This window comes from Yersinia aldovae 670-83, assembly GCF_000834395.1.
GTDB lineage: Bacteria > Pseudomonadota > Gammaproteobacteria > Enterobacterales > Enterobacteriaceae > Yersinia > Yersinia aldovae.
On sequence record NZ_CP009781.1, the window covers coordinates 1,650,517 to 1,671,532 of the forward strand.

Sequence of the window (21,016 nt, forward strand, 5' to 3'; positions counted from 1 at the left end):
GAGGCTCCTTATAATGGAAAGTTCGTTCACGCCCATCGAACAAATGCTTAATTTTCGTGCAAAACGTCAGAAAGATTTCCCTTATCAAGAGATTCTGTTGACGCGTTTGTGTATGCATATGCACAGTAAATTACTCGAAAACCGTAACAAAATGCTTAAAGCACAAGGGATCAACGAGACCCTGTTTATGGCATTAATTACGCTGGATGCTCAGGAAAGTCACAGTATTCAACCGTCAGAATTGAGTGCTGCACTCGGTTCTTCGCGCACCAATGCCACCCGCATTGCTGACGAGTTAGAAAAGAAAGGTTGGATTGAACGCCGTGAAAGCCACAATGACCGCCGTTGCTTGCATTTGCATTTAACCGAGGCGGGTGTTGAGTTTTTAAATCAACTCCTTCCACCACAACATAAATGTCTGCACTTTCTCTGGTCTACGCTCGATGCCGACGAGCAGCAGCAGCTTGAAACGCTCACGCGTAAGTTACTGGTCCGCTTAGATCAAATGGAAGTTCCGGAACAGTAATTCCACCGGTTCTATCCAGATACATAACTTTATCCAGGTAAATCACTATGTCATCCCCACATAGCTGGAGACTCGCGCCCCTGTTCGCCGTGCTAATACTGGCAGGTTGCGCCTCAAGCGACAATATTGCTCCTCAGTCTCAAATGTTGGATAACCAGCAACTGCAACTGGCACAGCCCAAAGTCAGCTCGCTGGCATTAAGTCCTCAGTGGTGGCGGGTGTTGGAAGATGCCCAACTCGATGCGTTGATGACACAAAGCCTGCAAACCTCACCCTCGCTTAAACAAGCGGCGGCACGGGTACGGGAAGCGCAGAGTGTGATGGGCCAGGCTGACGCGGCCAATGGCCCAAATCTGGATTTGTACGGCAGCAGCACACGGGAAAAAGTCTCGCAAAATACTTTGCAGCCGTTTTTGCAGGCTTATCCTAATAAACCGTTGTATGAAACCTCCAACCAGCTTGGCCTGAATCTCAGCTATGAGTTTGATTGGTGGGGAAAATATCGCAATCGGGTCAATGCCGCTAATGCCCAAGTGAATGCCGCTCGTGCCGAACAGCAACAGGCCGCGCTGACGCTTACCAGTTCAGTGGCATCGGTTTATTACCAGTTGCAGAGCAACTTTGCACTGCAAAAAGTGTTGCAGCAGGAAGTGGATAACAACCAGCGGCTGGCTGATTTGCGCACTAAGCAATATCAAGCCGGTATCTATGGCATTGAAATTCCACAGCAAACGCAAGCTCAGGCTGACACGGCCAAACAACAAATTATTCAACTGCAATCTCAAGGTGAACAACTAAAACATCAGTTAGCAGCCCTGACAGGCCAAGGCCCAAGTGGTACGCAAAATCTGCGCCCAATACCATTGCCTGAAATCACCCGTTTAGCCCCGAAAGGCGAGCTAACTACCGACTTACTCGGCAAGCGCCCGGACATTACCGCCCAGCGCCAACTGGTTGAATCTTATGATCAACGAGTGAAAGCGGCACGTAAAGAGTTTTACCCAAGCCTATCGATTAGCGGATTTGCAGGTTTATCTACCACCAACTTCCAGGGCACCAACCCTAATTTATTGGAAGCCGCCAGCCAGGCATGGAACTTTGCTCCGGCTATTTCATTGCCTATTTTCCATGCAGGCGCGCTGCGCAGTCAGTTAGGCGAGGAATCAGCCCGTTATGATGAAGCGGTTGAATCCTACAATCAAACCATCCTCAATGCGGTGCAGGAAACGGCCGATGCCATCACGATTCAGCAAAGCAGCCAACGCCAGCTACAGCAAGCCATATCAGCATCGCAATCCATGCAGAAGGTTTATGGCGTCGCCGATGCGCGTTATAAGGCAGGGATTATTGGCCGTGATGAGCTGTTGATCAGCGAATCACAATATCTACAGCAGCAGCAAGCAGAGCTTACCGCCAGTAGCAATTTATTGCAGGCCAAGATTGGATTGATCCGTTCATTGGGTGGCGGCTATCAAGCCCCCGTCAGTGATAGTTCACAAAATAAAACACTATAAATGTGGGGAAAACCATGAGTACAAGCGCGGAAGCTCAAATCCCGCAACAACCGCAGAATAAAAAGAAGCAACGTAAACGCGTGCTGCTACTACTGACGGTTATTTTTATCATTATTGGGGTGGCTTACCTTATTTATTGGTTCCTGGTGCTACGCCATCACCAAGAGACTGATAATGCTTATGTTTCTGGCAATCAGGTGCAGATCATGTCGCAGGTTCCTGGCAGTGTCGTCAGTGTCAATTTCGAGAATACTGACCGGGTTAAAAGTGGTGATGTACTGTTAGCTCTTGATCCAACCGATGCCGAGCAAGCTTACGAGCAGGCAAAAACCGCATTGGCAAACACGGTGCGCCAAACCCACCAGCTTATGATTAATAGTAAACAGTATCAGGCCAATATTGCGCTGAAGAAAACGGAGCTGAGCAAAGCACAGAATGACCTGAAACGCCGTGTGGTACTGGGTTCAGTTGATGCTATTGGCCGCGAAGAACTGCAACATGCGCGTGATGCCGTAGATGCAGCACAGGCTTCATTGGACGTAGCAATTGCACAATACAATGGTAATCAGGCGCTGGTGCTCAATACACCGCTGGAAAAACAACCGGCGGTTGAACAAGCGGCGGCTAAGCTACGTGATGCCTGGCTCGCCCTGCAACGCACCAAGGTTGTCAGCCCGATCACCGGTTTTGTTTCACGCCGCAGTGTGCAGGTGGGTGCTGAAATTGCCAATGGTGCGCCATTGATGGCAGTGATTCCGGCGAACGAAATGTGGGTTGACGCCAACTTTAAAGAAACACAATTAGCCAATATGCGTATCGGTCAAAGCGCTACCGTTATCGCTGATTTCTATGGTGATGAGGTGGTTTATCAGGGGAAAGTGGTGGGTCTGGATATGGGAACGGGCAGTGCCTTCTCGCTGTTACCGGCACAGAATGCCACCGGTAACTGGATCAAAGTGGTGCAGCGCTTGCCGGTTCGTATCGCACTGGACGCCAAACAATTGGCTGAACATCCGCTACGTATTGGCCTCTCTACCACGGTGAGGGTAGATACCGCCAATACAGATGGCCAAGTGTTAGCGCAAAACGTGCGTAAAAAACCGGCATTTGTCACTAATGCGTTGTCACTGGATTTAGCGCCGGTGAATCAAATGATTAGCGACATTGTTCATGCGAATGCGGGTTAATGTTGATGCAAATGCAAGTTAAGCGCGCCGGAGGCCAGTGTGGCACAAAAACCGCTTGAAGGTGCCCAACTCGCCTGGATGACGGTCGCGCTATCATTAGCGACCTTCATGCAGGTGCTGGATTCCACCATTGCTAACGTGGCTATTCCGACGATTGCCGGAGATCTTGGTTCGTCCAACTCCCAAGGCACCTGGGTTATCACCTCATTCGGTGTGGCAAATGCGATTTCCATCCCGATCACCGGTTGGTTGGCAAAACGCATCGGTGAGGTCAGATTGTTCCTGTGGTCAACCGGGTTATTTGCCCTGGCCTCATGGTTGTGTGGTATTTCCAACAGTCTGGGGATGCTTATCTTCTTCCGCGTCATTCAAGGGCTGGTTGCCGGGCCATTGATCCCGTTGTCACAAAGCTTGCTTCTGAATAACTACCCGCCCGCCAAGCGAAGTATGGCCCTGGCATTGTGGTCGATGACCATTGTTGTCGCCCCCATCTTTGGGCCGATCCTCGGCGGTTATATCAGTGACAACTATCACTGGGGCTGGATCTTCTTTATCAACATCCCAATCGGGCTGCTAGTAATTTTAGTGGCGGGCAGTACGTTGAAAGGGCGAGAGACTAAAACCGAAATCAAACCGATTGATACCGTGGGATTGGTGTTATTGGTAGTGGGTATCGGTGCGTTGCAAATCATGCTCGACCAAGGCAAGGAGCTGGATTGGTTTAACTCGACCGAGATAATCGTCCTGACAGTGATTGCCGTAATTGCTATTACCTTCCTGATCGTGTGGGAGCTGACCGACGACCACCCCGTTATCGATTTGTCATTATTCAAATCGAGAAACTTTACCATCGGTTGTTTATGTATCAGCCTGGCCTATATGTTGTACTTTGGCGCAATTGTATTACTGCCCCAGTTACTACAGGAGGTATATGGCTATACCGCCACCTGGGCCGGCCTGGCGTCAGCACCAGTGGGGATCTTGCCGGTGTTGCTGTCACCCATCATTGGGCGTTTCTCGCATCGAATTGATATGCGACAGCTAGTCACATTCAGCTTCATTATGTATGCGGTTTGTTTCTACTGGCGGGCTTACACATTCGAACCGGGAATGGATTTTGGGGCCTCGGCGTGGCCGCAGTTTGTACAAGGTTTTGCGATAGCCTGCTTCTTTATGCCGTTGACCGCTATTACATTATCTGGCTTGCCACCGGAACGAATGGCGGCAGCATCCAGTTTGTCTAACTTCCTGCGAACACTGGCCGGGTCGATTGGTACCTCAATCACCACCACCTTGTGGACGCAAAGAGAATCGATGCACCATGCGCAGTTGACGGAGTTTGTTAATCCATTCAACCCAAATGCCACGCAGACTTATCATGAGTTGGAAAAACTGGGGATGAACCAGCAGCAAGCGTCGGCTTATTTGGCGCGGGAAATTACCAATCAGGGGCTGATTATCTCTGCCAATGAGATCTTCTGGCTCTCGGCTGGAGTGTTCCTGTTGCTTCTGGCTCTGGTGTGGTTTGCAAAACCGCCATTTACCTCCGGTGGAGGCGGCGGCGGTGCCCACTAACAGGGCAATGCTGAGCAACAAAAAGGGCGCTGACTTATCATCAGCGCCCTTTTTTATTTTATGGTTCAGTTATATATACCCAAAGTCATTGGAGTTGCAGGTAGGCAGCCAGCAAACACATTCCGATGAGCTTACTCAAGTAAGTGATTCGGGTGTGTGAGCGCCGCTAACACCCCTGCGGCTTCAAGGACGCAGGGTATTTTGACGCCACCACTCTGCCAGGAGAATACCGGTCGCGACAGACACATTCAAACTTTCGACTTTGCCCGTACCACCGATAGACACACTCACATCACCCTGCTGCCAGGCGCTGTCGGTCAGGCCATCACTCTCTTGCCCTAATACCAGCACCATTTTGGCTGGCAGTTCAGCTTTTGACAGGCTGACACCTTTATGGCTTGAGGTCGTCACGATGGTGTAACCGGCTTTACGGAAGGTATCCAGCACCGAGAGGAAATCATCAGCATTGATTGCTTTGATATGCTCCGCACCGCCTTCTGCGGTACGAACTGCCGCACCTGACTCTAGCATCGCCGGGTCTTGCAGCAACACACCGTTAATACCAAAGTGCGCACAAGTACGCATAATGCCACCCAGATTATGTGGGTTACCCACGTCTTCCAGTGCCAGAACACAATCTTTCGCCTGAGTCTGCTGTTGCAGATAAGTTTCTGCATCCAAGCCCTGACGTTTTTTAATCAGGAAGCACACGCCACCGTGGTGTTCAGTGCCAGACGCTTTTGCCAGTTCATCTTCTTCAACCACATGGTAAGCCTTGCGGTTAGCCGCCATCCATTTCAGCGCGTCGCGAAAACGTGGCGTCACGGACTGCACAAACCAGGCACGCACGATAGCATCAGGGCGGCTTTCAAACAGCGCTTTACAGGCATTTTCGCCATAAACGCGTGTCTCTTCAGCCCGTTGACGACGCAATTGCGCAGGATCCACATGACTTTTGCCACTGATACCGCCGTGATCAAACTCAGGTTCTTCAGATGGCGCACGAGACACGGTTTTCCACGGTGAATCGTAAGGGCCACTGCTATCAGAACGCGCCGGACGACTCGGACTCACGCGTTCATTACGGCCGGAATCGTTACGACGTGAGTCATTATTACGCGGTGAACTGCCCCGACCCGCATTATCACCCGGACGACCTTTGCCTGCCGGACGCGGGTTTTTACCCCGGTTATTGCTGTTACGGTCGTCGCTGCTGTTTTCGTCACTGCGGACGTACATCACTTTAACTTTGCCGTTTTTGCCACTAAATGAATCGTTCATTGTCTTCTCCACCAACGCGCAGGGCGCGAAGATTACCTGATGTCCGCCCGGTTAGCCATAAGCAAGCGCTAAAAGCTAACAACTATCGTATTCATCGAATAAACCTTTTTGGCACTTATCTCGTTTATCTCCATAATAGATAACATCAACGAAACAATTCAGTGATATTTGGCTGTCTGGTTTCTCTTCTATCTATTGAGATACTAAATAAAGGCTAATTTATGAATACGGTATGTACAGCTTGTATGGCGACCAACCGCCTACCGGAAGAACGTATTGATGACGGCGCTAAATGTGGGCGCTGTGGCCACTCTTTATTTGATGGCGAAGTGATTAACGCCACCGCCGAAACACTGGATAAACTGCTGCAAGATGACTTGCCGGTGGTCATCGACTTCTGGGCAACGTGGTGCGGCCCTTGCCGCAGCTTTGCGCCTATCTTTGAAGATGCAGCCACAGAGCGCGCCGGAAAAGTTCGCTTCGTCAAGATAGATACTGAGGCTGAACCCGAGCTCAGCGCCCGTTTCCGTATCCGCAGCATTCCGACTATTATGCTGTACCGAAACGGGAAAATGGTCGATATGCTAAGCGGCGCATTGCCAAAAGCTCCTTTTGATCATTGGTTAGATGAACAATTATCAGTAGAGCCGGTTGCCCGCTAGGGTAGTTTAACTCATTTATACCCGCCATACTTCAAGTTGCATGTGTTTTAGCTGCGCTCAAATACCCGATAAAGCCCACGCCCTGACAGTTTTCTGTTAGGGCGTTGTTTTTTCTTTTGTGGTATGACTGAGTACAAGGGTTAATTAGAATAGCGCTATTTCTTCAGGAGTCCGTCGTGACTGAATCATCTGATATCGACCATGTTTTGCCTACGGTCATAACGACGGAAAATGCCGTACTGCGTTTACGCCAACAGCGTTTAGCCGCATCTACCCGCGCTTATCGTGCCCGTGGCTGTCGCGCCATTCGCTGCCAAGGCTGCTTGCTGACTGAGCGTTTTTGTCTGTGTGATACCATCAAGCCACAACCAGCCAACAGCCGTTTTTGCCTTATCATGTTTGATACCGAACCCCTAAAACCCAGTAATACTGGCCGCCTGATTGCTGATATTCTGCCGGATACCCAAGCCTTTCTCTGGGCGCGCACAGAAGTTGAACCTGCGCTACTCACCGCTATTCGCGATCCTTCTCGCCAGCCTTATGTGGTATTTCCGGAAAAATACGCCGAACCCGAACGCCAAGTGCTCAATCAATTACCCATTAGCAATAAACCTCCATTATTTATTCTACTGGATGGTACCTGGAACGAAGCTAAAAAAATGTTCCGCAAAAGCCCCTATCTGGCCGGTCTACCGATGCTATCGCTCAATGTGGCGGGTACTTCAGATTATCTGCTACGCGAAGCACCACGGCCGGAACAACATTGCACCGTAGAGATTGCCGCCGCTCTGCTGCAACAAGCCGGTGATATTCAGGCAGCGGATGGATTAACCGCACATTTCCATTATTTCCGTCAGCAATATTTAGCCGGAAAACCTCATCATCCAGTGGGCCGAGTCACAGCAAGTATCGAAGAAATCGCATAAAATCAGATAAGCAGCCGTTGACTTCTCCCCAATAGATTTCGGGTACAGAAAGGCGACATGAGCTGGCATCAGTCAGTGATTTGGGAACATACCTGTTGGGAGCAGATTTGAACGTGGCTTACAGCGGCCTCAACGAGGCGAGGCTCATGGATGGGCCGAGTAAGCGAACGCAGCCAACACACCTGCAATTTGAAAGATGACGGGGATAAATTATGAGTCAACGTGGACTAGAAGCCCTACTACGCCCGAAGTCTATTGCGGTTATTGGCGCGTCCGAAAAGCCTGAGCGCGCCGGTTTCCTGATGATGCGCAATTTGCTGGATGGCGGCTTTAACGGCCCTATTCTCCCCGTCACCCCGTCTCATAAAGCAGTTTGCGGTGTACTGGCTTACGCCAATATCGCCAGCCTGCCCATCACGCCTGATTTAGCCATTTTGTGCACCCATGACCGCCGTAATCTATCACTGTTGGAAGATTTGGGTACCCGTGGCTGTAAGGCGGTGATTATCCTGTCTGCGGCAACGGAGCAATTTCCGGAACTAAAAGCCTGCGCGCAACGCCACCACATGCGTCTACTTGGCCCAAACAGCCTGGGTTTACTGGCTCCGTGGCAAGGGCTAAATGCCAGTTTCTCGCCAGTACCTATCAAGAAAGGGCGGCTGGCGTTTATCTCTCAATCCGCCGCTGTAGCTAACACCGTCCTCGATTGGGCACAGCAGCGGGAGGTGGGTTTCTCATATTTTATTGCACTGGGCGATAGCCTCGATATTGATGTCGATGACTTGCTCGACTTCCTTGCCCGAGACGGTAAAACCAGCGCTATCATGTTGTATATCGAGCATATTAGCGATGCGCGTCGCTTCTTATCGGCTTCACGCAGTGCGTCGCGCAATAAACCTGTTTTAGTGGTTAAAAGTGGCCGCAGCCAGCGCGCCCAGCAGTTACTGGGGGGACAGCAAGGGCTGGATGCCGCCTATGATGCGGCAATTCAACGAGCTGGCCTGTTGCGGGTGCAGGATACTCACGAACTCTTTTCGGCGGTCGAAACACTGAGCCATATGCACCCATTGCGCGGAGAACGACTATTAATTGTCAGCAATGGCGCGGCACCCGCAGCGATGGCACTCGATGAACTGATTAGCCGTAACGGTAAGCTGGCAATACTCGCGGATACCACTCAATCCGCCCTGAGCGCGGCGTTACCGTCTTTTGTCTCCTTACGTAACCCATTAGACCTGCGGGATGATGCCAACTCTGAGCGCTATCTGGCGGCGCTAAAACCCCTACTGGACAGTACCGACTATGATGCCTTGCTGCTAATACATTCACCCAGTGCGGCAGCTCCAGGCAGTAAAACTGCTGAGTTATTGATATCGGCTATTCGCCAGCATCCGCGTGGCAAACGTATCACCCTGCTCACTAACTGGTGCGGTGAATATTCATCACAAGATGCCCGCCGTTTGTTCACTGAGGCCGGTATCCCAACTTATCGCACCCCGGAAGGGGCTATCACTGCATTTATGCATATGGTGGAATACCGCCGCAACCAAAAACAGTTGAAAGAAACGCCATCGCTGCCTGTGGGCCTCACCGCGAATACCGCCCATGTGCATCAGTTGATCCGTCAGGCACTGGCTGAAGGCATTACTCAGCTCGACACCCATGAAGTACAACCGATCCTCGAAGCTTATGGCCTCAGCACGCTACCAACCTGGATTGCCAGTGATAGCGCGGAAGCCGTGCATATCGCCGAGCAGCTAGGTTACCCGGTAGCAATCAAACTGCGCTCACCCGATATTGTGCATAAATCAGAAGTTCAGGGGGTAATGTTATACCTGCGTACCGCAATGGAAGTGCAACGGGCAGCGGATGATATTCTCGATCGAGTGAAACATACTTTCCCCCAAGCCCGAGTTCAGGGGCTGCTGGTGCAAAGTATGGCCAACCGGGCGGGAGCACAGGAACTGCGGATTGCAGTAGAACAAGATGCGATTTTCGGCCCACTGATTATGCTGGGTGAAGGTGGCGTCGAGTGGCATCATGAGACACAAGCGGCGGTCGCGCTACCGCCGCTGAACATGGCGTTAGCCCGCTATCTGATCTTACAAGCAGTCAAAGGTGGTAAAATTCGCAGTCGCGGGGCGCTGCAACCTCTCGATATCCCAGGCCTTAGCCACTTATTGGTACAAGTTTCCAACCTGATTCTTGATTGCCCTGAAATTACCCGTTTAGATATTCATCCAGTGCTTGCGTCTGGCAGTGAGTTCACGCTACTGGATGTGTCAATGCAGCTAGCCCCGATGATTGGCGACCCGCAGGCACGGCTGGCAATTCGCCCCTATCCGCATGAGCTGGAACAGGCTGTGGTACTTAAAGATGGCTCTCATTGTTTATTCCGCCCCATCTTGCCGGAAGATGAACCACTGCTAAAACTGTTTATTGATCAAGTCACTAAAGAAGATCTCTACTATCGCTATTTCAGTGAAATCAACGAATTCAGCCATGATGATTTGGCGAATATGACGCAGATTGACTATGATCGGGAGATGGCCTTCGTTGCTGTACGCCAAACTTCAGCAGGGCCGGAAATCATTGGTGTCACACGGGCACTCTCTGATCCAGATAATATCGATGCTGAATTTGCTGTGTTGGTGCGTTCAGATCTAAAAGGACTTGGCCTGGGGCGGGAATTACTTGAGAAAATGATCCAATACACTCGCAGCCACGGGTTAGCCCGACTAACCGCGGTCACTATGCCAAACAACCAAGGCATGATTGGTTTGGCGAGAAAACTCGGTTTTAGTATTGATGTACAAATGGAGGATGGAATCGTTAATCTGGAGCTAACACTGTAATTTACGTTACATGAATCACCGTGATATCGCCCACGTAGCGAAGTGATTCGGTTATAGCCAGGCAAAACTTGCGCACAATCCGGAAAAGTAGTGGTATTATCGCCCGACTCAATGGATTAGTGTTTTTAGGATATGGCGGTTCTGCCATCAAATAACAAGAGAAGAAGCGCACTGTGATGTTGTCAAAATTCAAACGTAGTAAACATCAACAACACCTTGCCCAACTGCCCAAACTCCCCCAGTCAGTTGAAGATGTCCAAACACTTTATTGTCCTAAGGTTTTCCGCTCTACTCTGCTGGATTTAATCGGTTTGGCAACGCAACGTATTTATCTGGTGGCACTTTATCTTGAGCAGGATGATGCAGGTCGTGATGTGATGAACGCCCTCTATCAGGCCAAGCTCCTGCGCCCTGATCTAGAGATTTGCGTGTTAGTTGACTGGCACCGTGCTCAACGTGGCCGTATTGGCGCAGCGGCGGTCAATACCAATGCAGATTGGTATTGCGAGATGGCGGCCAAACATCCAAATGTTTGCGTCCCTATTTATGGTGTTCCGGTCAATACCCGCGAAGCGCTTGGCGTTTTGCATCTGAAAGGTTTTATCATTGATGATACCGTGATTTATAGCGGAGCCAGTATCAATGACGTCTATCTCTATCAAAATGATAAATATCGTTATGATCGCTATCAGCTAATCACCAACCCTGCGCTGGCAGCCGTTATGGTCGATTACGTGAAACAGCGAGTACTCAGTGCTGGAGCGGTTCAACGCCTTGATCGTGTAGATCGACCAACCAATCCTGAGATCAAAAATGAGACGCGGCAGTTCCGCTCATCACTGCGTGATATTGGCTATCAATTTTCGGCGCAAGCTGGCAACGATGAATTGACGGTGACACCATTGGTCGGCTTAGGCAAAAAGAGTCAGTTGAACAAAACAATCCATCACTTGATGGCCTCTGCGGATGAACGGCTGATTATTTGTACGCCATATTTTAACCTGCCAGCACTGCTGGTTCGTAATATCATTTATCTGCTGCGCGAAGGTAAACAGGTTGAGATTATTGTCGGCGACAAAACTGCGAACGACTTTTATATTCCAGAAGATCAACCGTTTAAAATTATTGGCGCACTGCCTTATCTCTATGAAATCAATCTACGTCGTTTCCTTAGTCGCTTACAGCGTTTTGTCGATAGCGGGCAATTAGTGGTGCGCCTGTGGAAAGACGGTGATAATACCTACCATCTGAAAGGAATGTGGGTAGATAACAATTGGCAGTTGATTACCGGTAATAACCTGAACCCACGAGCATGGCGTTTAGATCTGGAAAATGCCATTTTGATCCACGATCCTAAGCATGAGATGCATGAGCAGCGCGCAAAAGAGTTGGAATGTATTCGAACTCATACTAAAGTTGTTTCACACTACCTTGAACTGGAAAATATTCAGCAATATCCGGTCAAGGTACGCAAACTTATCCGCCGCTTACGCAGAATTCGTATCGATCGGCTTATTAGCCGTATTCTTTAATATCTAAAACATAAAAACCCGATCTATAGAGCGGGTTTTTGTATCAAGCCAAAGGAGAGGCTGCATGTGGTGCTCACCTTATCTTCGCCTTTTAATTATTGCCCCGCTACTTTTCACCAGTTCAGCATGTACCCATATTGCCAATGACAGTTGGACGGGGAAAGATAAAGCCCAACATTTCTTTGCCTCCGCAGCTTTTGCCGCTGCGGGCACCGCCTATGGCGAACACCAGAATTGGTCAGATGCAAGAAGCCGCAATTTCGGTCTGCTATTTTCGATAGGTATCGGCGCAGGTAAGGAGCTATATGATAGCCGCCAAGGTGGTACTGGTTGGAGTTGGAAAGATTTTGCCTGGGATGTTGCAGGCGCGGTGACTGGCTATAGCCTTTACCAAGCAGTTAACTAACGTGACTTCAGCACTAAATCAAACTAAGACGTCATATAGTTAGTAGCGTATTTAAACCTCACTGAGTGGATAGAAAGGAATAATAAGAACGATAAAGCCCGCCCCCAAGAGTTACCTTTAATTTATCTCTCAGTACATAATTCTATAAGCAAAAACCAACACTTGTAATGTTTTTTATATTTCGCACACAGCAAAAACCCCACGCTTTTGGCATGGGGTCTTGGCTTGATTTGATGCCTGGCAGTGTCCTACTCTCGCATGGGGAGACCCCACACTACCATCGGCGCTACGGCGTTTCACTTCTGAGTTCGGCATGGGTTCAGGTGGTGCCACCGTGCTATGGCCGCCAGGCAAATTCTGTTTTAATTAACCCGCTACACAGTTCCCTGCACAGCCAGCCAATCTAATCTCGGAACTTCGCTGAAAATCAATCTCTCAAATCCAAAACACCTTTGGTGTTGTAAGGTTAAGCCTCACGGATCATTAGTACTGGTTAGCTCAATGCATCGCTGCACTTACACACCCAGCCTATCAACGTCTTAGTCTTAAACGTTCCTTCAGGGGGCTTAAAGCCCCAGGGAAGACTCATCTCGAGGCAAGTTTCCCGCTTAGATGCTTTCAGCGGTTATCTCTTCCGAATTTAGCTACCGGGCAATGCCATTGGCATGACAACCCGAACACCAGTGATTCGTCCACTCCGGTCCTCTCGTACTAGGAGCAGCCCCTCTCAATCTTCCAACGCCCACGGCAGATAGGGACCGAACTGTCTCACGACGTTCTAAACCCAGCTCGCGTACCACTTTAAATGGCGAACAGCCATACCCTTGGGACCTACTTCAGCCCCAGGATGTGATGAGCCGACATCGAGGTGCCAAACACCGCCGTCGATATGAACTCTTGGGCGGTATCAGCCTGTTATCCCCGGAGTACCTTTTATCCGTTGAGCGATGGCCCTTCCATTCAGAACCACCGGATCACTAAGACCTACTTTCGTACCTGCTCGAGCCGTCACTCTCGCAGTCAAGCTAGCTTATGCCTTTGCACTAACCTCACGATGTCCGACCGTGATTAGCTAACCTTCGTGCTCCTCCGTTACTCTTTGGGAGGAGACCGCCCCAGTCAAACTACCCACCAGACACTGTCCTCACCCCGGATCACGGGGCCGAGTTAGAACATCAAACATTAAAGGGTGGTATTTCAAGGTTGGCTCCATGCAGACTGGCGTCCACACTTCAATGCCTCCCACCTATCCTACACATCAAGGCTCAATGTTCAGTGTCAAGCTATAGTAAAGGTTCACGGGGTCTTTCCGTCTTGCCGCGGGTACACTGCATCTTCACAGCGAGTTCAATTTCACTGAGTCTCGGGTGGAGACAGCCTGGCCATCATTACGCCATTCGTGCAGGTCGGAACTTACCCGACAAGGAATTTCGCTACCTTAGGACCGTTATAGTTACGGCCGCCGTTTACTGGGGCTTCGATCAAGAGCTTCGCCTTGCGGCTGACCCCATCAATTAACCTTCCAGCACCGGGCAGGCGTCACACCGTATACGTCCACTTTCGTGTTTGCACAGTGCTGTGTTTTTATTAAACAGTTGCAGCCAGCTGGTATCTGCGACTGGCTTCGGCGCCGGGAGCAAGTCCCATTACCTAACGCCAGCGTGCCTTCTCCCGAAGTTACGGCACCATTTTGCCTAGTTCCTTCACCCGAGTTCTCTCAAGCGCCTGAGTATTCTCTACCTGACCACCTGTGTCGGTTTGGGGTACGATTTAATGTTACCTGATGCTTAGAGGCTTTTCCTGGAAGCTTGGCATCAACTACTTCATCACCGTAGTGACTCGTCATCACACCTCAGCGTTGATAAGCAACCGGATTTACCAAGTCGCTCCGCCTACATGCTTAAACCGGGACAACCGTCGCCCGGCTAGCCTAGCCTTCTCCGTCCCCCCTTCGCAGTAACACCAAGTACAGGAATATTAACCTGTTTCCCATCGACTACGCTTTTCAGCCTCGCCTTAGGGGTCGACTCACCCTGCCCCGATTAACGTTGGACAGGAACCCTTGGTCTTCCGGCGTGCGGGTTTTTCACCCGCATTATCGTTACTTATGTCAGCATTCGCACTTCTGATACCTCCAGCAACCCTCACAGGTCACCTTCAACGGCTTACAGAACGCTCCCCTACCCAACAACACCTAAGTGTCGCTGCCGCAGCTTCGGTGCATGGTTTAGCCCCGTTACATCTTCCGCGCAGGCCGACTCGACCAGTGAGCTATTACGCTTTCTTTAAATGATGGCTGCTTCTAAGCCAACATCCTGGCTGTCTGTGCCTTCCCACATCGTTTCCCACTTAACCATGACTTTGGGACCTTAGCTGGCGGTCTGGGTTGTTTCCCTCTTCACGACGGACGTTAGCACCCGCCGTGTGTCTCCCGTGATAACATTCTTCGGTATTCGGAGTTTGCATCGGTTTGGTAAGTCGGGATGACCCCCTAGCCGAAACAGTGCTCTACCCCCGAAGATGAGTTCACGAGGCGCTACCTAAATAGCTTTCGGGGAGAACCAGCTATCTCCCGGTTTGATTGGCCTTTCACCCCCAGCCACAAGTCATCCGCTAATTTTTCAACATTAGTCGGTTCGGTCCTCCAGTTAGTGTTACCCAACCTTCAACCTGCCCATGGCTAGATCACCGGGTTTCGGGTCTATACCTTGCAACTAGACGCCCAGTTAAGACTCGGTTTCCCTACGGCTCCCCTATTCGGTTAACCTTGCTACAAAATATAAGTCGCTGACCCATTATACAAAAGGTACGCAGTCACCCAACTAGTAGGCTCCCACTGCTTGTACGTACACGGTTTCAGGTTCTATTTCACTCCCCTCGCCGGGGTTCTTTTCGCCTTTCCCTCACGGTACTGGTTCACTATCGGTCAGTCAGGAGTATTTAGCCTTGGAGGATGGTCCCCCCATATTCAGACAGGATGTCACGTGTCCCGCCCTACTCATCGAGTTCACAGAATGCGTGTTTTGGTGTACGGGACTATCACCCTGTACCGTGCGACTTTCCAGACGCTTCCACTAACACACAAACTGATTCAGACTCTGGGCTCTTCCCCGTTCGCTCGCCGCTACTGGGGGAATCTCGGTTGATTTCTTTTCCTCGGGGTACTTAGATGTTTCAGTTCCCCCGGTTCGCCTTGCATGGCTATGTATTCACCATGCAATAGTGCAACGAATTGCACTGGGTTTCCCCATTCGGGTATCGTCGGTTATAACGGTTCATATCACCTTACCGACGCTTTTCGCAGATTAGCACGCCCTTCATCGCCTCTGACTGCCTAGGCATCCACCGTGTACGCTTAGTCGCTTAACCTCACAACCCAAAGGTGTTTTTCGTTATTGGTGTGGCTGTGAACACACTCTGCTATGTTGTGCAGTGCGCGCAATCCTCATGAACGTTAAGTTCACTCCGGTTGCTGTGCGCTGTACGCCTTGCTGAGTGTCTTCTCGCTCACACTGCAACAAGGATTAACCCATTGGCATTGCGATTATTTGAGAGACTCTAATACAGGGTAATCCTTATCTCAGTACATCTACGGAGAGATAAGTTTCAGCTGTATTGTTTCAATTTTCAGCTTGTTCCAGATTGTTAAAGAGCAATATTTCACAACCCACTGTGTCTACGACCGCAGTACGTTTTGAAATAGTTTTTTTATATGGTGGAGCTAAGCGGGATCGAACCGCTGACCTCCTGCGTGCAAGGCAGGCGCTCTCCCAGCTGAGCTATAGCCCCATATAAAAAGCAAAATACCTTATCGGCATAACTCATTCTCAGACAAGACGCAGTCACGCGACGTTTATGGGTATAACCGCGTGTGTCTGTAACGCAGTATGAGGATGAGTTGGTGGGTCTGAGTGGACTTGAACCACCGACCTCACCCTTATCAGGGGTGCGCTCTAACCACCTGAGCTACAGACCCAACAAGGTACTAAAGCCCGACTAATCTCTCAGCCCGGCCTTATTTGCTCGTTACTTTCTATCAGACAATCTGTGTGGACACTGCGCAATGCGTATCGTTTAGGTAAGGAGGTGATCCAACCGCAGGTTCCCCTACGGTTACCTTGTTACGACTTCACCCCAGTCATGAATCACAAAGTGGTAAGCGCCCTCCCGAAGGTTAAGCTACCTACTTCTTTTGCAACCCACTCCCATGGTGTGACGGGCGGTGTGTACAAGGCCCGGGAACGTATTCACCGTAGCATTCTGATCTACGATTACTAGCGATTCCGACTTCATGGAGTCGAGTTGCAGACTCCAATCCGGACTACGACAGACTTTATGTGGTCCGCTTGCTCTCGCGAGTTCGCTTCACTTTGTATCTGCCATTGTAGCACGTGTGTAGCCCTACTCGTAAGGGCCATGATGACTTGACGTCATCCCCACCTTCCTCCGGTTTGTCACCGGCAGTCTCCCTTGAGTTCCCACCATTACGTGCTGGCAACAAAGGATAAGGGTTGCGCTCGTTGCGGGACTTAACCCAACATTTCACAACACGAGCTGACGACAGCCATGCAGCACCTGTCTCACAGTTCCCGAAGGCACCTAAGCATCTCTGCTAAGTTCTGTGGATGTCAAGAGTAGGTAAGGTTCTTCGCGTTGCATCGAATTAAACCACATGCTCCACCGCTTGTGCGGGCCCCCGTCAATTCATTTGAGTTTTAACCTTGCGGCCGTACTCCCCAGGCGGTCGACTTAACGCGTTAGCTCCGGAAGCCACGCCTCAAGGGCACAACCTCCAAGTCGACATCGTTTACAGCGTGGACTACCAGGGTATCTAATCCTGTTTGCTCCCCACGCTTTCGCACCTGAGCGTCAGTCTTTGTCCAGGGGCCGCCTTCGCCACCGGTATTCCTCCAGATCTCTACGCATTTCACCGCTACACCTGGAATTCTACCCCCCTCTACAAGACTCTAGCTTGCCAGTTTCAAATGCAGTTCCCACGTTAAGCGCGGGGATTTCACATCTGACTTAACAAACCGCCTGCGTGCGCTTTACGCCCAGTAATTCCGATTAACGCTTGCACCCTCCGTATTACCGCGGCTGCTGGCACGGAGTTTAGCCGGTGCTTCTTCTGCGAGTAACGTCAATCAACCGTGCTATTAACACGACTGCCTTCCTCCTCGCTGAAAGTGCTTTACAACCCGAAGGCCTTCTTCACACACGCGGCATGGCTGCATCAGGCTTGCGCCCATTGTGCAATATTCCCCACTGCTGCCTCCCGTAGGAGTCTGGACCGTGTCTCAGTTCCAGTGTGGCTGGTCATCCTCTCAGACCAGCTAGGGATCGTCGCCTAGGTGAGCCATTACCCCACCTACTAGCTAATCCCATCTGGGCACATCCGATGGCGTGAGGCCCGAAGGTCCCCCACTTTGGTCCGAAGACGTTATGCGGTATTAGCTACCGTTTCCAGTAGTTATCCCCCTCCATCAGGCAGTTTCCCAGACATTACTCACCCGTCCGCCGCTCGCCGGCAAAGTAGTAAACTACTTCCCGCTGCCGCTCGACTTGCATGTGTTAGGCCTGCCGCCAGCGTTCAATCTGAGCCATGATCAAACTCTTCAATTTAAGATTTGTTTGATTTGCTATGAGTTAACATAGCGATGCTCAAAGATTACTTTCTGCAAATATGCATTCGAACCGAAGTTCAAATGTGTACTGCTTTGGTCACTCTTCAAGACTTTGATATTTCTTCTGCCTGCCGAAACAGGCGTCGATATCGTCTTGCGAGTGCCCACACAGATTGTCTGATAAATTGTTAAAGAGCGTTCGTTACCCGTTTGCCTTGCGGCGAATCTTACGGTAACGCGGGAGGCAGATAATACGCTTTCCCGCTACAGAGTCAATCACTTAATTTCCTCTGTTCTTCTCGGCTACTCAGTGAAGTTGCTCACAGCGCCGTGTCGATGGATGCGCATTATAGGGAGCTGCGTCAGAATGGCAAGGGTTTATCTTAAAGTTTTTTCTGACTGCTTGATGTTTGAACATAAAGATTACTTCTAACGCGTTTTTATCGCTTTTGGTAGCTCTGCCAAGCTGTTTAGCACCCAATCAGCGATTGCCTCACCTTCTGCCGTAACAGGCTTGCCGGTACGAACTAACACTTTAGTACCGATATTTGCCGCTAATGCGGCCTGCATATCTTCAATTTTGTCACCAACCATATAAGAAGAAGCCAGATCGATGTTCAATTCACTTTGTGCTTGCAGTAACATGCCCGGTAATGGCTTGCGGCATTCACATGTTTCACGGAACTCCGCTACACTCGCGTCTGGATGGTGAGGACAGAAGTAGACGCCATCCAAATCAACACCGCGATCAGCCAGCGACCAGTCCATCCATTCGGTTAGACTTAAAAACTGATCTTCAGTAAACATGCCACGGGCAATACCCGATTGGTTGGTCACCAGTACTAGTGCAAAACCCATTTCTTTCAATTCACGACACGCATCTATAACGCCGTCTATAAATTGAAAATTATCGATTTCGTGGACATAACCGTGGTCGACATTAATTGTACCATCACGATCTAAAAATATTGCGGGAACGGGCTGAGTCACTTATTTGCTCCTGAGGGCTGTAAACCCCATTAGTATCGCATGTTTTATTACCGATTGAGAATGGAAGAGAATCAGTGCTGCCGGTTGACTTGGCCGTCTAGACGCCTTAACATCCGATCTATACTTTGGTTCTGCTGAAGTTTACTTTTTATCTAGCCACGGAAATAACGATAAAATAAGAATAATATGATTAAACTTTCTCACATCAGCAAACTGTTCCAGCAAGGAACACGCACCATAACCGCGCTTTCCGACGTGAGTTTGCACGTCCCTGCCGGGCAAATTTATGGCGTCATCGGTGCCTCTGGTGCCGGTAAAAGCACATTGATTCGGTGCGCCAATATGTTAGAACGCCCTACCAGCGGTCAGGTTCTGGTGGACGGGCAAGATCTGACAACCTTATCTGAACGCGAACTGACGCGTGCTCGTCGTCAGATTGGCATGATTTTCCAGCATTTCAATTTGCTCTCCTCCCGCACAGTGTATGGCAATATCGCGCTGCCACTTGAACTGGACAATATGTCTCGTGCAGATATAAAGAAGAGAGTGACTGAGCTATTGGATTTGGTTGGTCTGGCCGACAAGCAAGATGCTTATCCAGCGAATCTGTCTGGTGGCCAGAAACAACGCGTGGCAATTGCCCGTGCTTTAGCCAGCAATCCTAAAGTTCTGCTGTGTGATGAAGCCACCAGCGCGTTAGACCCTGCCACCACGCGTTCGATTCTGGAACTGCTTAAAGACATTAATCGTCGTTTGGGGCTGACTATTTTGCTTATCACCCATGAAATGGATGTGGTGAAACGCATTTGTGATCAAGTTGCAGTAATAAGTGAAGGCAAATTGATTGAAAAAGATAGCGTCAGCGAAGTGTTCTCTCATCCGAAAACGCCTCTGGCGCAGCAATTTATTCAATCCACCCTGCATTTGGATATTCCAGAAGATTACGCCAAACGTATGACGCAGGAGCCAACAGCGGATCGCGTTCCACTACTGAAATTAGAGTTCACCGGCCAGTCAGTTGATGCACCGTTAATTTCGCAAGCGGTGCGCCGATTCAATATCGATATTGGTATCCTTAGCTCGCAAATGGATTATGCCGGCGGCGTCAAATTTGGTGTCATGCTGGCAGAATTGCATGGCGATAATCAGGATGGCCTCGCTGCCATCAAGTTCTTGCAAGATCATCATGTAAAAGTAGAGGTTCTGGGTTATGTCTGAGGCAATGATGTGGTTAATGGGCCGCGGCGTCTGGGAAACTCTAATGATGACGTTTGTCTCTGGTTTCTTTGGTTTTGTTTTAGGCTTGCCGGTTGGCGTTTTGCTGTATATCACGCGTCCGGGGCAAATTATTGCCAACAAAAATATTTATCGCACGCTGTCCGGAGTGGTGAATATCTTCCGCTCCATACCTTTTATTATCTTATTGGTATGGATGATTCCATTTACTCGGATGATTGTCGGGACTTCGATTGGTTTACAAGCGGCGATTGTGCCGTTGACTGTCGGCGCAGCACCTTTTATTGCTCGCATGGTAGAAAATGCGCTACTGGAAATCCCCTCGGGTCTGGTTGAAGCCGCGCGTGCGATGGGCGCAACACCGATGCAAATCATCAAAAAGGTATTATTGCCAGAAGCCCTACCGGGTTTGGTCAATGCCGCTACTATTACACTAATTACCCTGGTAGGCTATTCCGCTATGGGGGGGGCAGTAGGTGCCGGCGGCCTCGGCCAGATCGGTTATCAGTATGGTTACATCGGCTATAACGCCACAGTAATGAATACAGTATTAGTATTATTAGTCGTCCTGGTTTACCTGATTCAGCTGAGTGGCGATCGGATCGTAAAAGCCGTTACCCACAAATAGTATTAACATATAGATTACCCAAAGAAATTGAGGTAGCAGGCCGGCAGTAAGCGAATGAATCCTGATGAGCTTAC

13 protein-coding genes, 2 tRNA genes and 3 rRNA genes are annotated in these 21,016 nt (G+C 50.0%); 11 read left to right on the forward strand and 7 right to left on the reverse strand.

All coding sequences use genetic code 11. The annotated features are described in order from the left end of the window. Positions 1-13 precede the first annotated feature (13 nt). Genes mprA through emrB form a run of 4 tightly spaced genes read left to right on the forward strand, consistent with a single transcriptional unit; the run spans position 14 to position 4,802 of the window. Positions 14-526 (forward strand): transcriptional repressor MprA, encoded by a 513-nt coding sequence (gene mprA, locus AT01_RS07625; RefSeq protein WP_004704055.1) that lies wholly within the window; start codon positions 14-16, stop codon positions 524-526. A gap of 47 nt (positions 527-573) precedes the next feature. Next, positions 574-2,040 (forward strand): efflux transporter outer membrane subunit, encoded by a 1,467-nt coding sequence (locus tag AT01_RS07630; RefSeq protein WP_042546702.1) that lies wholly within the window; start codon positions 574-576, stop codon positions 2,038-2,040. Between the two features lie 14 nt (positions 2,041-2,054). After that, the gene (gene emrA / locus AT01_RS07635) at positions 2,055-3,227 is read left to right on the forward strand and encodes a multidrug efflux MFS transporter periplasmic adaptor subunit EmrA (RefSeq protein ID WP_042546703.1); all 1,173 of its coding nucleotides are present in this window, start codon (positions 2,055-2,057) and stop codon (positions 3,225-3,227) included. Positions 3,228-3,266: 39 nt separating this feature from the next. Then, positions 3,267-4,802 carry a multidrug efflux MFS transporter permease subunit EmrB gene (gene emrB, locus AT01_RS07640; protein WP_004704058.1) on the forward strand — a complete coding sequence of 512 codons (1,536 nt, stop codon included), beginning with the start codon at positions 3,267-3,269 and terminating at the stop codon, positions 4,800-4,802. Between the two features lie 183 nt (positions 4,803-4,985). Here the strand turns inward: emrB and AT01_RS07645 are convergent, their stop codons facing one another. Beyond that, positions 4,986-6,083 carry a tRNA/rRNA methyltransferase gene (locus AT01_RS07645; RefSeq protein WP_042546704.1) on the reverse strand — a complete coding sequence of 366 codons (1,098 nt, stop codon included), beginning with the start codon at positions 6,081-6,083 and terminating at the stop codon, positions 4,986-4,988. A gap of 221 nt (positions 6,084-6,304) precedes the next feature. Between AT01_RS07645 and trxC the strand changes: the two genes are divergently transcribed. The 5 genes from trxC to AT01_RS07670 all read left to right on the forward strand — a co-directional run bounded on the left by trxC (position 6,305) and on the right by AT01_RS07670 (position 12,464). Beyond that, positions 6,305-6,745: a thioredoxin TrxC gene (gene trxC, locus AT01_RS07650; RefSeq protein WP_042546705.1), complete on the forward strand. Its 441-nt coding sequence runs from the start codon at positions 6,305-6,307 to the stop codon at positions 6,743-6,745. Positions 6,746-6,921: 176 nt separating this feature from the next. After that, complete coding sequence (locus AT01_RS07655; RefSeq protein WP_004704062.1) at positions 6,922-7,671, forward strand: tRNA-uridine aminocarboxypropyltransferase; 750 nt, start codon at positions 6,922-6,924, stop codon at positions 7,669-7,671. Positions 7,672-7,883: 212 nt separating this feature from the next. After that, positions 7,884-10,526, forward strand: coding sequence for a bifunctional acetate--CoA ligase family protein/GNAT family N-acetyltransferase (locus AT01_RS07660; RefSeq protein WP_042546706.1), 2,643 nt, complete (start codon positions 7,884-7,886; stop codon positions 10,524-10,526). A gap of 179 nt (positions 10,527-10,705) precedes the next feature. After that, positions 10,706-12,058 carry a CDP-diacylglycerol--serine O-phosphatidyltransferase gene (pssA, locus tag AT01_RS07665; RefSeq protein ID WP_391592600.1) on the forward strand — a complete coding sequence of 451 codons (1,353 nt, stop codon included), beginning with the start codon at positions 10,706-10,708 and terminating at the stop codon, positions 12,056-12,058. Between the two features lie 64 nt (positions 12,059-12,122). Next, positions 12,123-12,464 (forward strand): YfiM family lipoprotein, encoded by a 342-nt coding sequence (locus AT01_RS07670; RefSeq protein ID WP_042546708.1) that lies wholly within the window; start codon positions 12,123-12,125, stop codon positions 12,462-12,464. Between the two features lie 235 nt (positions 12,465-12,699). Here the strand turns inward: AT01_RS07670 and rrf are convergent. From rrf to gmhB, 6 genes are all read right to left on the reverse strand, one after another. Then, positions 12,700-12,815 (reverse strand): 5S ribosomal RNA (gene rrf / locus AT01_RS07675). 111 nt (positions 12,816-12,926) lie between these two features. After that, a 23S ribosomal RNA gene (locus AT01_RS07680) occupies positions 12,927-15,833 on the reverse strand. A 344-nt stretch (positions 15,834-16,177) separates the two neighbouring features. Further along, positions 16,178-16,253: transfer RNA gene (locus AT01_RS07685), tRNA-Ala, on the reverse strand. Between the two features lie 110 nt (positions 16,254-16,363). Further along, positions 16,364-16,440: transfer RNA gene (locus AT01_RS07690), tRNA-Ile, on the reverse strand. Positions 16,441-16,543: 103 nt separating this feature from the next. Continuing rightward, positions 16,544-18,086: ribosomal RNA gene (locus AT01_RS07695) — 16S ribosomal RNA — on the reverse strand. Together the 16S, 23S and 5S rRNA genes with 2 tRNA genes alongside form the textbook arrangement of a ribosomal RNA operon. Before the next feature lie 431 nt (positions 18,087-18,517). Beyond that, positions 18,518-19,078: a D-glycero-beta-D-manno-heptose 1,7-bisphosphate 7-phosphatase gene (gene gmhB / locus AT01_RS07700; RefSeq protein WP_004704297.1), complete on the reverse strand. Its 561-nt coding sequence runs from the start codon at positions 19,076-19,078 to the stop codon at positions 18,518-18,520. 186 nt (positions 19,079-19,264) lie between these two features. Between gmhB and metN the strand changes: the two genes are divergently transcribed. Continuing rightward, positions 19,265-20,296: a methionine ABC transporter ATP-binding protein MetN gene (gene metN / locus AT01_RS07705; RefSeq protein WP_004704300.1), complete on the forward strand. Its 1,032-nt coding sequence runs from the start codon at positions 19,265-19,267 to the stop codon at positions 20,294-20,296. Beyond that, the gene (locus tag AT01_RS07710; RefSeq protein ID WP_042546709.1) at positions 20,289-20,942 is read left to right on the forward strand and encodes a methionine ABC transporter permease MetI; all 654 of its coding nucleotides are present in this window, start codon (positions 20,289-20,291) and stop codon (positions 20,940-20,942) included. The genes metN and AT01_RS07710 overlap by 8 nt, the downstream gene beginning before the upstream one ends. The last annotated feature ends 74 nt before the right edge of the window (positions 20,943-21,016 follow it).

Coding starts and splice junctions, on each gene's coding strand:
- AT01_RS07660 (WP_042546706.1), top strand. CDS start 7,884: ATGAGTCAACGTGGACTAGAAGCCCTACTACGCCCGAAGTCTATTGCG.
- mprA (WP_004704055.1), top strand. CDS start 14: ATGGAAAGTTCGTTCACGCCCATCGAACAAATGCTTAATTTTCGTGCA.
- AT01_RS07670 (WP_042546708.1), top strand. CDS start 12,123: ATGTGGTGCTCACCTTATCTTCGCCTTTTAATTATTGCCCCGCTACTT.
- emrA (WP_042546703.1), top strand. CDS start 2,055: ATGAGTACAAGCGCGGAAGCTCAAATCCCGCAACAACCGCAGAATAAA.
- AT01_RS07645 (WP_042546704.1), bottom strand. CDS start 6,083: ATGAACGATTCATTTAGTGGCAAAAACGGCAAAGTTAAAGTGATGTAC.
- trxC (WP_042546705.1), top strand. CDS start 6,305: ATGAATACGGTATGTACAGCTTGTATGGCGACCAACCGCCTACCGGAA.
- AT01_RS07710 (WP_042546709.1), top strand. CDS start 20,289: ATGTCTGAGGCAATGATGTGGTTAATGGGCCGCGGCGTCTGGGAAACT.
- metN (WP_004704300.1), top strand. CDS start 19,265: ATGATTAAACTTTCTCACATCAGCAAACTGTTCCAGCAAGGAACACGC.
- AT01_RS07630 (WP_042546702.1), top strand. CDS start 574: ATGTCATCCCCACATAGCTGGAGACTCGCGCCCCTGTTCGCCGTGCTA.